This is a genomic window from Paraburkholderia sp. BR14320, from assembly GCF_040948665.1.
GTDB lineage: Bacteria > Pseudomonadota > Gammaproteobacteria > Burkholderiales > Burkholderiaceae > Paraburkholderia > Paraburkholderia youngii.
The window spans coordinates 24,342-36,829 of sequence record NZ_JBFPKG010000045.1 but is presented as its reverse complement, the minus strand read 5'-3'; the positions used below and the strand labels follow the sequence as shown (position 1 = coordinate 36,829).

The window sequence follows — 12,488 nt, the reverse complement described above, 5'->3', positions numbered from 1 at the left end:
AGCTTCTATGGCTGCCGGCGCGCCCTTCCGACTGCTTTGTGCTTCTTCTGCTGGCCCGCGGTCGTCGCGTCGTCGGCTTACTTGCCGCTGTTCAGCGCCGCGATGGCAAGTCCGTTGTGCTGCAGATTGCCCGCGCCGCCGGCGATGTTCACGCCGATGTTGCCGGAGGCGCCTTTCAACGTATCGGCCCCGAGACTCGCGGTGCCCTGGAACTGCCCGTGAACGACCATCGTGGCGGATTGCGAGTTGTCATCCGTTGCGTCCATCGCGGTGGTCAGCGCCTTGCCCGGCGAGGTCGTCGTCACCGCGCCGGCGAGCGCGTTGTCCTGCGCGTTGCCGATGCCGGAAGCGATGTTCACGCCGACGTTGCCTGTCACGCCCGACAGCGACCCGTTGCCGACCGACGCGTTCAGATTGAAGTTGTGGATCGCCGCGCTGCCGCTCGAGGACTGCACGTTGAAGTCCTGCGCGTTGCCGAACACGTTGCCGACGTCGACCGACGCGAGCGACACGTCGTTGCTCTGCGCGTTGTCGATGCCTTCCGCGATGTTGATGCCGAGGTTGCCCGACACGTTGCTGGCCGCGTTGGTGCCGGTGGTCGCGTTCAGCGTGGCGGCCGCTTCGTTGTTGATGTGCTGCGTGATCGAGCCGCGCGTCGTCACGTCGGTCGTCGTCATGCCTTCGTCGATGCCCCAGACGGCGCCGTACGCGTTGGTCGACGAAGAGCTGCTGCGCGAGTAGCTCGACGATTGCTCGCCGATCCTCGCAAAGCCGGAGCCTTCGCTCGCCTCGAAGGCGCCGGCGACGTCCGACGAGTTCGAGTAGCTCGATTCGCGATAACCGGCGTGCAGGCCGCCGTGGGCGCTGAACGAGCCGCTGCCGTGCGAGGGCGTGTTGTGGTCCTGATAGCTGTAACTGCCGCCGATCGAGCCGCCCGCCGAGAGATGGCCGCCCGAGTTCTGACTCGTGTGCGAGAAGCTGCCCGCGATGCCGGCTGCCTGCTGGCTGGTTTCATAGCCGCTCTTCGTCACGCTCGCGCTCTGACTGCCGTACGCATAGCTGCCCGAAGCTTCGAAGCCCTGCGCGTTCGAACTCGACGAGGTATGGCTTTGCGTCGTGAACGCGAATGCCGCGCCACCGCCTCTGAGCAAGCTCCTGTTGTTGTTGATGGTCGTGGTCACGGTGCCGGTGGTGTAGGTCTGCGCCTGCGGATCGAGCGTCGCGTTCACGTTGACCATCTGGTTGTTGTTGATCACCGCGTTAGCCGTGCTGGAGACATGCACGCAGCCAAACAGTCCGACCATACCCTCGACGCCGACCATCTCGCCGACGACCGTCGTATTGAACAGGTAGGCCTTCTGCGGCGCGGCAAGCACGCTGCCGGACGCGGCAACGAGAACGGCCGTGGCAATAAGAGTGCGCTTCATGATTCGCTCCGATACTTAAGTGTGGTCAGTTAAAAAAAGTGCCCGCCGGGGGACGGAGCACAAAACTGTTTGCCGTGGCATTACCGGCGCCGGCTGCCTGGTTGATCTGCACGATTCCGCTCGCGTTACGGAAGGCATCGCTGGAAATGCTTGCCTCGCGCACGCCGTGAATCGTGTTCGACTGCCCCGGACTGCCGTTTTTCGGGGCCGTCGCGGATAGCTCCCCATCCGAGACAGTCTCGACTCCGAGCGCCGCAGTCCCGATCTGGGTGCTGTTGCGCTGCAGATTCCCTGCTCCGGCCGACTGGTTCACCAGCACCGCGCCGGAGGTGTTCGAAAACGCATGGGCCTCGATCGACGCTTGTGCGCGCGGCACGTTCGCGACCACCGACGCGCTTTGCAGGCTCGCGTTCGCGTTGCCGACGGCGGCGCCTTTCGTCACCGTGATCTGGTTGATCTGCGCGTTGTCGAGGCCTGCGGTTTCGTTGACCGAGAGCGCGCCCGTCGCGCCCATGCCCGCGCCGCTGCCGATCGTCGCGGTGGGGCCGACGACCGGCACCGCCGGCGACTGCGCGCGGGACTCGCCGGCGACGAGCGCAGCGACGCCCATGCACAGGCACGCGCAGACGTGCAGGGCAGTGCGCGCCGAAGTGAATTGCAGCGATTGCAGCGATTGCAGCGATTGCAGCGATTGCAGCGATTGCAGCGAGGGGCGCAGGCGCGTGCTCATTTCAGACCTCCGAGCGCGCCGCCGAGCACGTTCGACAGCGGCGCGAGCGCACCCGTCACCGACGAGCTGATCGTGCCGCCGACGCCCGTCGCCGGTCCGCCGATACCGCCCGCGTTCAGCGGGATCGTGTTGCCGGTCGCCTTGCCGGAGAGGATCTGCGTGACGGCCTGCATGCCGGTGCCGCCGAACATGCCACCCGCGACGACGCCGTTCGAGCCGTGTGCGTTGGTCAGATCGGTGTCGCCGACGAGCGTCGCGATCGTCGGGTCGAACGAATTGGCCGGGAACGTGGTGGCGCGCACCGCGACCGGGTCCTGGTCGCGCGGCACCGGGACGAACGCGTCGCGCGGCGTGACGCTGCGCTCGACGATGATGTCGCCGGGATTGGCGACCTGCTCGGCATCCGCCTGGCTCGCGAAGCAGGCGCTGACGAGGACGCTGGCGAGGAGGGCGGTGCCGGCCAAAGCGGCGCGCGGCAAGACGGGAGCGATGCTGAACGAAGCCGCCGGCAGCCCGAGGGCGTGCGGCTTCTGGTGGTTCGTGCTCATGTCCCGGTCCCTTCTCTGTTGTTGCTTGTGTCCCGCCGTCGTGGGGCGCGTCAATTTTGGCGCGGCCACCGGTCCCGCATTCCCTGGTTGTTTGCTATCGGTTCGTTGCTTCGTCCTGCTTACCTGCGCTGGTATGCCGCGACGTTGCCCTGGGCGGCGCGTGCTGCATCGACGGGCACGGGCAGCGGCGAGGGCGGGGCGATCTCGTCCCACAACGTCACCTGGTTGCCGCCGCTTTGCATCAGCCGCGGCGGCGCGGCGACCATCAACATGCCGACTGCGCCGCCGCGTTGCCGCGACAGGATCTGGTCGTCGAGCGAAATATCGTTTATCGATGCAGCATCGGCAGCCGGGTTCGACGCGTTGGCGGCAAGCTGGCTGTCGTCTTCCGCGGCAACCGGCGAAGCGGTTTGTAGGCTGGGGGAGGCGGGCTCGGTGGCATCGTTGAAATTCGCCAGCGTGACGGATCGCGTCGGAGCGGTTGGCGCTGTCGGGGTGCCGGCACCCGCCGGCAGAGCGCTGAGCGCGAGGGCTGCGCAAATTGCGAAAAATGGCGCGCGGCAGCTTATCAGATCGATGCGGAACGCGAGTCGCATGATGTGTCTCCCTGGTGTTCGCCATTTAGCGAAACATGTGCCATCGCTCGCAATCCATTGATGCGTCTGGCCGCCACCAGCGGAATGACAACTAATGCGTTCGAAATCGGGAAAAAACGTTGCAGCACTGAAACGGGTCAGCAGAAAATACCTATAATTCGATAATCCGTAAGGTACGAACTACCGTCGCGAGAACGCCACGAAAAGCGCTTCCACTAATGTTTTATTTGTCGGCTGAATAAATGGAGATCGGCCGCTAAACCATGATGGGCAAGGGGTCCATCGATTAAATTCGCATAATTGTTTTCGAAGCGGCGCACGTATAGTAAGCTCTCGAAAACAGCTTCAGATTTAAAAAAAGGCCCATATCAGGCCGTCTCAAACACACACGCCGCTTTCTTGGGGATCAGCTGTCCGCACGGAATGGAATGGCCGTTCGGGTTTTGCGATTCGCGAATCCCGGACGAGTCAGCGTGTCTGAACCGCAGTTTCAGGTGCATGCGTCGTCCTTAACGTTCGTTGACGAGAGGATCTGAATAATGGAACCCGCAACGCGGCAACTGATTTACGTTTCGCGTGACCCGAGCGCGGAACTGAATACGCGTTTTATGCAGCGTGGCTGGCATGTGGAAGTCGTGGGATCCGCGCGCGATGCGCGCCGGGCAGTGCGCACCGGCTCGGCAGCTGGCGGCCTGCTCGATTTGTCCAGTGATTTCCAGCCGCACGAAATCGCCGCTTTTGAATCCTGTTTGACCATGCCGAACGTCGGCTGGGTTGCTGCGACCACGCCTGGCCAACTGAAAGACGCCGCGTTGCGCCGGCTCGTGCGCGACTACTGCTTTGATTACGTGACGGTGCCGTCTTCTGGCGACCGTATCGTCGACTCGGTCGGTCATGCATACGGCATGATTTCGCTGAGCGACACGACCTCGCACGACGGCTTGCAAGGCGCCGAGGGCGAGATGGTCGGCTCGTGCGACGCGATGCTCGCGCTGTTCCGCTCGATCCGCAAAGTCGCGATGACCGACGCGCCGGTGTTCATCTCCGGCGAATCGGGCACCGGCAAGGAGCTGACGGCGGTCGCGATTCATGAACGCTCGGCGCGGCGCAACGCGCCGTTCGTGCCGATCAATTGCGGCGCGATTCCGCCGCATCTTCTGCAATCGGAACTGTTCGGCTACGAGCGCGGTGCGTTCACCGGCGCGAACCAGCGCAAGATCGGCCGCGTCGAGGCGGCCAACGGCGGCACGCTGTTTCTCGATGAAATCGGCGATCTGCCGCTCGAAAGCCAGGCGAGCCTGTTGCGCTTCCTGCAGGAGCGCAAGGTCGAGCGGCTCGGCGGACATACCGCGATCGATGTCGACGTGCGCATCATTTCGGCTACGCACGTGGACATGACCGCGGCGATGATCGAAGGGCGCTTCCGTTCCGACCTGTATCACCGCCTCTGCGTGTTGCAGATCGACGAGCCGCCGCTGCGCGCGCGCGGCAAGGACATCGAACTGCTCGCTCGGCACATGCTCGAACGTTTCAAGAAGGACGCGAGCCGCCGTCTGCGTGGCTTCGCGCCCGACGCAATCGCCGCACTTCATAACTACGGTTGGCCCGGCAACGTGCGCGAGCTGATCAACCGGGTGCGGCGCGCGATCGTGATGTCGGAGGGACGTGCGATCACCGCGCGCGACCTCGAACTCGCCGAATACGTCGAGATCGTGCCGGTGTCACTCGCGCAGGCGCGCGAAGCGGCCGAACGTCAGGCTATCGAACTCGCGTTGCTGCGGCATCGCGGGCGGCTCGGGGATGCGGCGCAGGAACTCGGTATCTCCCGGGTGACGCTGTACCGGCTGCTGTGCTCGCACGGCATGCGTCATATGGAAGGCGAGCCGATGTCGGCGCCGCACGGCGATTTGCCGGCGTCGGTGCAGCATCTGTAGGCGGCGAGGCTGGCGACGCGGCATGTGAAGGTCTGGCGCGTCGCCTCGAAGCACTTTTGCGTGCACGTTTGCCGCTCGCATCTATCGTTTACCGCGTGGTTTTCCTTTCCGTCTGATATTCCCCCTCGATATTTCCCAGGCGGCGCGCCATGCCCCGGCGTCGTCCGGTCGCGCTTGTTAGAATCGGGCTTTGCTCAATTCCGTGAGCGCGCCTGATCGGGTTCGCGCCGCGTCGAAGGAAACCGCATGAAACAATACCTGGACCTCGTCCGCACGATTCTCGACACCGGCACGTGGCAGGAAAACCGCACCGGCATCCGCACCATCAGCATGCCCGGCGCGATGCTGCGCTTCGATCTGCAGCAAGGCTTTCCCGCGGTCACGACGAAGAAGCTCGCGTTCAAGTCGGCGATCGGCGAGCTGGTCGGGTTTCTGCGCGCTTCGCGCAGCGCCGCGGACTTCCGCGAGCTCGGCTGCAAGGTGTGGGACGGCAACGCGAATCAGAACGCGCAGTGGCTCGCCAATCCGTATCGCGAGGGCCCGGATGATCTCGGTGACGTGTACGGCGTGCAATGGCGCAAGTGGCCCGCCTACAAGGTGCTCGACGCCAGCGCGAGCGCGCAGCTGGCCGACGCGCAAGCGCGCGGTTTTCGCGTGATCACGCAGTTCGACGAAGATGGCCGTTCGAAGGTGCTGCTTTACAAGGCGATCGATCAACTGCGCCAGTGTCTCGACACCATCATGCAGAACCCCGCCGATCGACGGATTCTGTTCCATGCCTGGAATCCGGCCGTGCTCGATCAGATCGCGCTGCCGGCTTGCCATCTGCTGTATCAGTTTCTGCCCAACGTTACGCGCCGCGAAATTTCGCTGTGTTTGTATATCCGCAGCAACGACGTCGGGCTCGGCACGCCGTTCAATCTGACGGAGGGCGCGGCGCTGCTGCATCTGGTCGGACGCTTGACGGGCTATACGCCGCGCTGGTTCAGCTATTTCATCGGCGATGCGCACATCTACGAGAATCAGCTCGATATGCTGCACCAGCAGCTCAAGCGCGAGCCGTACGAGAGTCCGCGGCTCGCGATTTCCGATCGCGTGCCCGACTACGCGAAGACCGGCGTGTACGAGCCGGAATGGCTCGAGAAGATCGAGCCGGCGGATTTCTCGCTGATCGGCTATCAGCATCACGAGCCGCTGACAGCGCCAATGGCGATCTGATGTCGGTGGAAGCGGGGCGCTAGCGTTCGCCCCCGTCGAATACAGAAAAGCCCCGCGATGGTTTGCATCGCGGGGTTTTTTTGTCGCAACGGCAGGTGTCCTGCTCAGCTCCTGTGATGGTCGTCGCGATTGCCGCCGCCCTGGTGCTGCTCGACGTGTTGCGGTTGCGGTTGCGGCTGGGGTTGCGGACGTGCTTGCTGCACCGGCTGAGGCCGCGGTTCGGGGCGGGGCTGCTGCATCTGAATCTGCGGACGCGGCTCTGGCCGGGCTTGCGGCATCGGCATTGGCTGCGGTCGCGGCTCGAAATGCGGCTGTTGCGCCTGCTGGAATTGCGGCTGGGGCCGAGGGGCTTGCGGCATTGGCTGCGGACGCGGCTCGAAATGCGGCTGCTGCGCCTGCTGCAACTGCGGCTCGGGCCGAGGGGCTTGCGGCATCGGCTGCGGACGCAGTTCGAAATGCGGCTGTTGCGCCTGCTGCATTTGTGGTTCGGCACGCGGTTGCTGCGGCGCGACGGCGCGCGGCACCTGTTGCATCGCAGGCGGATGCCAGTTCGACCCACGCGCCTGTTGCTGCGCGGACGGGTTTTCCGGTGGATGCGGCACACCGGACTGCGGCGCGACGCTCGGCTGCTGCGGACGGCCGGGCTGTTCGATGCGCGGCGCCTGCTGCGCCATCGGCGTATGCGGCTGCGTCCATGCGGGCTGAGACCGACCGACCGCACCCCATTCCTGCGGCGCGCCATGCTGCCGTGCGTGCGCCGCCGCGTCGGCCGGATTACCGCCGCCTGCTTGCGGCGGCCGCGGCACTCCGTTCGACGGATGGCCCAGATTGCCCGCGAACCCGCTCTCTCCAGGCTGCGGCGGACGCGCGTTGCCGATCATCTGCGGCGGCATGCCCGCGCGCGCTTGCGGAGGCGCTTCGCCACGCGGCCCCACGGCGCCAGCTTCACCGGGCCGCTGACCGGCCTGCTCGACGCCATGCGGCGCGTTGCCGCCGATTGCGCCTGGCGTACCAGGCGCACCCGCCGCCATCCCCGGCGGACGTCCCGGCACGTGCGATTGCACGACCCGCACATTCGCCATCGGCAGCGCGCCCGGAGCGCCGGTCATATGCGCGGGCACCGAGGTGCGCACGACCGGCTGGCCGCCGCCGGGCACTCGACCGCCGCTTTGCGCGAAGCGTTGCGCGAGTTCGTCGTGATAAGCAGCGGGCATGACGGGATTGCGGGTCGCGACTACGGGCCGGCCGACGACGCTCGCCGGTGGCCGATAGTTCGCGCGCCGCAGATCCGACCCGAAGCTTTCGCGCACCGGCGCGATCCCCGGTGCACCCGGATTGATCCGCGCGTTGCGCCACTGCGCCGGGTCGACTTTCTGCGAGAAGCGTCGGACCGGCTGACCGTGCACGAACGCGGTCGCCGGCACGGCCGTCACACAGCCCGGCACGCGATAGTTCACGTACGTGTTCACGTTGCGGTGGTAGTCGTTGAAGATCGACGTGCGGTTCACGCGGTTGTAATACCCGGCGCTCCAGCGATCGTGACCGCGCCAATGCGGATGCCACGGCTCGCCCGGCCCGAGCGGAAACCACGCGACCCCCGCCGCGATGACGCCGCCGACCGCCAGGTTGACACCCCAGTCGGCGCCGCCGCCGTCATCACCGACGAACGCGACCAGCGCCGGCGCATAGGCCGGCGCCACGTCGGCTTCGAGCGGACCGGGCACCCAGGCCCACGTGCCGTCGATGTCAGCCCAGCGGCCGTAGTGGTACGGCGCGAATCCCCAAGGCTGGTCGTCGACCCAGGTCCAGCCCCAAGGCGCCTGCCAGACCCAGTGGCCGTCGTGATACGGCACCCAGCCGGCCGGCGTCGCGTTCGGCACCCACACCGCGCCGTACTGCGGCGTCTCGCGCCATGTGCCGTTGGCATCGAGATCCTCGTAGCCGGGGATGTCGCGCGACACGTAGCGCGCCGACAGCGAGCGGTCTTCGGTGGCGTCGCGGCTGGCGGCCCACTGGTCGAGTTCGTCGGCAGTGGGCGCGCGGCTGTCGGCGAGCTGCTGCAGGTCGGTACCGGCAAAGCGGATCTGCTGGCCCGCCGCGACCGGCACCTGGCCGCCGTCGCCGTACGCAATCGCGCTGCCGCTGCGCACGGTGACGGTCGTGCTGCTGCCGTCGGGCGCGACGTCGACGCGGTAGTCGCCGGGACCGTTCACGCCGAGCGCAAGGTTCGGCGTGTCGATTTCATACGACGACCCCGGCGCGAGTTCGCGCACGCGCGTCGACAGCGTGCCTTGCGCGACTTTCAGTTGCGCGGTCGTATCGTCGAGATTGAGCACGTCGAGGCTCGTGTTCTGGCCGAGGCGCACCGCGGTCGAGCCGATGTGCAGTTCGGAGCGGGCGTTCTGGTCGTTCCACAGCTGGTCGCCGGTCGTCAGCGGCCGGTTGATCTGCGCATACGACCAGTCGGTTGCGCCGGCTGGCTCGGTGGTCACTGCGCCGGCCGTGTAGTTCAGACGCGCGATGCGCCCAGGAGGATCGCCCCCCGACGGTTCGCCGCCCGCCCCGACGGCTACCGCGGCGGGTGGCGCAGGTGGCGCTTCCTGTGCGAGAGCGGTTTGCGCAGCGAGCGCAACGACAGCGGACGCGATCAGCGTATAGCCGCTGATCCGGCGATGAATCCCCGCTTGCCGTATGGGTTGCTTGGCGTGTGTCATGACTGATCTCCGACGGACGCGGCAATCGGCCGAGTCCGTTCAGTTACTGTACCTGCCACCTATGTTTCAAGGCCCGCACATTTGTAAGGTGGATTCGCTCGCCTGTAACAAAAGGTCTCGCGCGGGTCTCGCGCGGGTCTCGCGGCTCCGCCGGCACCGTCAGTTCAGCGGCCTATCGGGTCAAAAACGCATCGAATTGCTGATGGCCGGCTGGCGTGACGCGCAGCACGCGAGGCCGCTCGGTCCGCTCGACCCAGCCATGCGCCGACCACGCGTCGAGCAACGCCGCGCCGAGCGCGCCGCCCAGATGCGGCCGGCGCATGCTCCAATCGAGGCAGGTGCACGCGAAGCGCCGCCGCCGGGTCTTCTGCGCGGCGAGGTCGATGCCCCAGTCGGCGAAGCGGGCGGCGCCCTGAGCGGTCGCTTCGAGCGATTCGCCGTTTTGCGTCAGCAGCCCGCGCTCGAGCATGCGCTCGAACATCCGCACCGACAGCTCGCCCGCCATGTGGTCGTAGCAGGTGCGCGCAAAGCGCATTTCCACCGGCACGGTGCGTGCCGGACGCGGCACGGAGCGCTGCGGCGCGCTGACTTGCGCGACGTTCGCGAGTGCTTCGATCGAGGCGGCGATATCCGCCGACGCGATCCGGAAATAGCGATGCCGGCCGCGCACTTCGAGCGCGAGCAGCCCGCCGTCGGTAAGCCGTCCGAGATGGGCGCTCGCCGCCGATGGCGACAGCCCCGCGATCATCGTCAGTTCGCCCGCGGGGCGCGCGCTGCCGTCCATCAGCGCCCACAGCATCGCGGCGCGGCCGGGATCGGCGAGTAGCGCGCCGATGCGGCTCAGGCCGGGGAAGTGGTTCTGGTCGTCTAAGAGGGGGGCGGTCATGGCGCGTCTCCTGAAGGGGCGGCAAAGGGCGCCGCCACGATTTCCACTCTACGCGCATCCGGTATTCGATGTTTCAGCTTTGCGTGAACAATCAATGTGACGGAGGTGTCACGCTCGCCCGCGTTCCCGCGCCGTCTCGTGCCGCCAGGCTAGAATCGAAGCCTGTTCTTGCAGGAATACGATGTGATGAAAACGCTTCTGGCCGTCGCCGCGACGGTTCTGCTGTTCACCGCCTGCGCAGGGGGCGGAGCCGGCTCGGGCTCGGCCGGCAGCGGCAGCATCAGTATGTACGGCACCATCGACCAAGGGATCACCATCCACAATTAGGCCGACCACCGGCCCCTCGGCGTGCCGCGCGCGGCGTGTTCCATGCGACGCCGCGCCGCGCGCAATATTGCGCTCGTATAATCGCCTCCTTTCAATGCATCCGATTGACCGGAGTCAAGATGAGCACTGTTCCCACCGCACCGCTGGACCGTTCGGAAACCACCTTCCGCTTTCTCGCCGAGCCGACCTCGGTCAACTTCGGCGGCAAGGTGCACGGCGGCGCGCTGATGAAGTGGATCGACGAAACCGCCTACGCATGCGCGGCGGTATGGTCGGGGCGCTATTGCGTGACGGTCAGCGTCGGCAATATCCGTTTTCGTCGGCCGATTCTCGTCGGCAATCTGGTAGAGCTGCGCGCGCGCGTCGTCGCGACGGGCCGCACCAGCATGCACATCCACGTGTCGGTGCACGCGGGCGACCCGAAGGGCGGCGATCTGCGGCAAACCACCGACTGTCTGGTCGTGATGGTCGCCGTCAACGAGAACGGCCATCCGGTGCCGGTACCCGCTTTCTTGCCCGAGACCGAGGAGCAGAAGCGCCTCGCCAAGTACGCGATGGACGTGAAGGAAGCGCTCGACGCGATCGTCGAGCTCAAGCCGGAAGAAGTCGCGCAGGGAAAGATCTGAGCGCGGTGGGGCGGCAGGGCGGCGGGCGCTGCGCCCGTTTCTCGCGCCTTCTGTCACGCCGCCTCGCGCATCATCATGCCGTGCGTCCGACCATATCCTTCGGTCGCACCCACTCGTCGAACTGCTGCTCGGTGACATAGCCGAGCGCCAGTGCGGACGCCTTCAGCGTCGTGCCTTCCTTGTGCGCCTTTTTCGCGATCTGCGCGGCCTTGTCGTAGCCGATGTGCGGATTGAGCGCCGTCACCAGCATCAGCGATTCGTTCAGCAAGGTATCGATGCGCTCGTGATTCGGCTCGATGCCGACCGCGCAGTTGTCGTTGAAGCTCTGCGCACCGTCGGCGAGCAGCCGCACCGACTGCAGCACGTTGTGCGCGATCATCGGACGGAACACGTTCAGCTCGAAGTTGCCGCTCGCGCCGCCGATGTTCACCGCGACGTCATTGCCGAACACCTGTGCGCACAGCATCGTCAGCGCTTCGGACTGGGTCGGATTGACCTTGCCCGGCATGATCGAGCTGCCCGGCTCGTTTTCGGGGATCGACAGCTCGCCGAGACCGCAGCGCGGGCCGCTCGCGAGCCAGCGGATGTCGTTGGCGATCTTGTTCAGGCTCGCCGCCACCGTTTTGAGCGCGCCGTGCGCGAATACCAGCGCATCGGCGGCCGCCATCACCTCGAACTTGTTCGGCGCCGACACGAACGGCAAACCGGTCAGCTTGCCGATCGCGGCGGCGACGCTGTCGGCGAACTTCGGATGCGCGTTCAGTCCCGTGCCGACCGCGGTGCCGCCCTGCGCGAGTTCGTACAGATGCGGCAGCGCCGACTCGACGTGCCGGATGCCGTGCTCGAGCTGCGCGACATAGCCGGAGAATTCCTGGCCGAGCGTGAGCGGCGTCGCGTCCTGCAGGTGCGTGCGGCCGATCTTGACGATATCGGTGAATGCTTTCGCCTTGGCGTCGAGCGTATCGCGCAACGTTTTCAGCGCGGGCAGCAGATGCTTGACGATCGCGTCCGCGGCGGCCACGTGCATCGCGGTCGGAAATACGTCGTTCGACGACTGCCCGCGATTCACGTCATCGTTCGGATGCACCTTGCGCGCTTCGCCGCGCTCGCCGCCGAGCAGCTCGCTCGCGCGGTTCGCGATCACCTCGTTCAGGTTCATGTTGGTCTGCGTGCCCGAGCCGGTCTGCCAGACCGCGAGCGGAAATTCACCCGGATGCTTGCCGTCGATGATCTCGTCGGCCGCCTGCATGATCGCGCGGGCCTTCTGCTCGTCGAGCACCCCGAGGCCGAGGTTGACCTCGGCGGCCGCGCGCTTGATCACCGCGAGCGCGGTGATCAGTTCAGGCGACTGCTTTTCCGTCGAGATCTTGAAGTTCTGCAGCGAGCGCTGCGTCTGCGCGCCCCACAGGCGAGCGTTCGGCACCGCGATTTCGCCGAAGGTGTCGCGCTCCATCCGTACGTCTTCAGTCATGGTTGACTCCG

General features: G+C 66.2%; 11 protein-coding genes. 4 read left to right on the top strand and 7 right to left on the bottom strand.

Annotated elements, in window-relative coordinates; all coding sequences use genetic code 11:
- Positions 1 to 77: 77 nt before the first annotated feature.
- From AB3X89_RS30335 to AB3X89_RS30320, 4 genes are all read right to left on the bottom strand, one after another.
- Positions 78 to 1,427 (bottom strand): hypothetical protein, encoded by a 1,350-nt coding sequence (locus tag AB3X89_RS30335; RefSeq protein ID WP_368586567.1) that lies wholly within the window; start codon positions 1,425 to 1,427, stop codon positions 78 to 80.
- 25 nt (positions 1,428 to 1,452) lie between these two features.
- The gene (locus tag AB3X89_RS30330) at positions 1,453 to 2,157 is read right to left on the bottom strand and encodes a hypothetical protein (RefSeq protein WP_368586566.1); all 705 of its coding nucleotides are present in this window, start codon (positions 2,155 to 2,157) and stop codon (positions 1,453 to 1,455) included.
- On the bottom strand, positions 2,154 to 2,705 hold the full coding sequence (locus tag AB3X89_RS30325; RefSeq protein WP_368586565.1) for a hypothetical protein: 552 nt from the start codon (positions 2,703 to 2,705) through the stop codon (positions 2,154 to 2,156). The genes AB3X89_RS30330 and AB3X89_RS30325 overlap by 4 nt, the downstream gene beginning before the upstream one ends.
- A 119-nt stretch (positions 2,706 to 2,824) precedes the next feature.
- Complete coding sequence (locus AB3X89_RS30320) at positions 2,825 to 3,301, bottom strand: hypothetical protein (protein WP_368586564.1); 477 nt, start codon at positions 3,299 to 3,301, stop codon at positions 2,825 to 2,827.
- A 539-nt stretch (positions 3,302 to 3,840) separates the two neighbouring features.
- Between AB3X89_RS30320 and AB3X89_RS30315 the strand changes: the two genes are divergently transcribed.
- Together AB3X89_RS30315 and AB3X89_RS30310 are read left to right on the top strand one after the other, a co-directional pair.
- Entirely contained in the window at positions 3,841 to 5,235 is a 1,395-nt protein-coding gene (locus AB3X89_RS30315; RefSeq protein ID WP_368586563.1) for a sigma 54-interacting transcriptional regulator, read from the top strand.
- Between the two features lie 246 nt (positions 5,236 to 5,481).
- The gene (locus AB3X89_RS30310) at positions 5,482 to 6,453 is read left to right on the top strand and encodes a thymidylate synthase (protein WP_176380321.1); all 972 of its coding nucleotides are present in this window, start codon (positions 5,482 to 5,484) and stop codon (positions 6,451 to 6,453) included.
- A 104-nt stretch (positions 6,454 to 6,557) separates the two neighbouring features.
- Here the strand turns inward: AB3X89_RS30310 and AB3X89_RS30305 are convergent, their stop codons facing one another.
- Together AB3X89_RS30305 and AB3X89_RS30300 are read right to left on the bottom strand one after the other, a co-directional pair.
- Positions 6,558 to 9,167, bottom strand: a complete 2,610-nt coding sequence (locus AB3X89_RS30305) for a DUF6600 domain-containing protein (RefSeq protein WP_368586562.1) — start codon at positions 9,165 to 9,167, stop codon at positions 6,558 to 6,560.
- A 172-nt stretch (positions 9,168 to 9,339) separates the two neighbouring features.
- Entirely contained in the window at positions 9,340 to 10,053 is a 714-nt protein-coding gene (locus AB3X89_RS30300) for an ArsR/SmtB family transcription factor (RefSeq protein ID WP_368586561.1), read from the bottom strand.
- A gap of 186 nt (positions 10,054 to 10,239) precedes the next feature.
- Between AB3X89_RS30300 and AB3X89_RS30295 the strand changes: the two genes are divergently transcribed.
- Both AB3X89_RS30295 and AB3X89_RS30290 read left to right on the top strand, forming a co-directional pair.
- Positions 10,240 to 10,380 (top strand): hypothetical protein, encoded by a 141-nt coding sequence (locus AB3X89_RS30295; RefSeq protein WP_368586560.1) that lies wholly within the window; start codon positions 10,240 to 10,242, stop codon positions 10,378 to 10,380.
- Between the two features lie 119 nt (positions 10,381 to 10,499).
- Positions 10,500 to 11,006 (top strand): acyl-CoA thioesterase, encoded by a 507-nt coding sequence (locus tag AB3X89_RS30290; protein WP_368586559.1) that lies wholly within the window; start codon positions 10,500 to 10,502, stop codon positions 11,004 to 11,006.
- Positions 11,007 to 11,079: 73 nt separating this feature from the next.
- On the opposite strand, the gene fumC is transcribed toward AB3X89_RS30290, so the two are convergent.
- The gene (gene fumC / locus AB3X89_RS30285) at positions 11,080 to 12,477 is read right to left on the bottom strand and encodes a class II fumarate hydratase (protein WP_368586558.1); all 1,398 of its coding nucleotides are present in this window, start codon (positions 12,475 to 12,477) and stop codon (positions 11,080 to 11,082) included.
- Positions 12,478 to 12,488: the final 11 nt, after the last annotated feature.

Coding starts and splice junctions, on each gene's coding strand:
- AB3X89_RS30335 (WP_368586567.1), bottom strand. CDS start 1,427: ATGAAGCGCACTCTTATTGCCACGGCCGTTCTCGTTGCCGCGTCCGGC.
- AB3X89_RS30330 (WP_368586566.1), bottom strand. CDS start 2,157: ATGAGCACGCGCCTGCGCCCCTCGCTGCAATCGCTGCAATCGCTGCAA.
- AB3X89_RS30325 (WP_368586565.1), bottom strand. CDS start 2,705: ATGAGCACGAACCACCAGAAGCCGCACGCCCTCGGGCTGCCGGCGGCT.
- AB3X89_RS30320 (WP_368586564.1), bottom strand. CDS start 3,301: ATGCGACTCGCGTTCCGCATCGATCTGATAAGCTGCCGCGCGCCATTT.
- AB3X89_RS30315 (WP_368586563.1), top strand. CDS start 3,841: ATGGAACCCGCAACGCGGCAACTGATTTACGTTTCGCGTGACCCGAGC.
- AB3X89_RS30310 (WP_176380321.1), top strand. CDS start 5,482: ATGAAACAATACCTGGACCTCGTCCGCACGATTCTCGACACCGGCACG.
- AB3X89_RS30305 (WP_368586562.1), bottom strand. CDS start 9,167: ATGACACACGCCAAGCAACCCATACGGCAAGCGGGGATTCATCGCCGG.
- AB3X89_RS30300 (WP_368586561.1), bottom strand. CDS start 10,053: ATGACCGCCCCCCTCTTAGACGACCAGAACCACTTCCCCGGCCTGAGC.
- AB3X89_RS30295 (WP_368586560.1), top strand. CDS start 10,240: ATGAAAACGCTTCTGGCCGTCGCCGCGACGGTTCTGCTGTTCACCGCC.
- AB3X89_RS30290 (WP_368586559.1), top strand. CDS start 10,500: ATGAGCACTGTTCCCACCGCACCGCTGGACCGTTCGGAAACCACCTTC.
- fumC (WP_368586558.1), bottom strand. CDS start 12,477: ATGACTGAAGACGTACGGATGGAGCGCGACACCTTCGGCGAAATCGCG.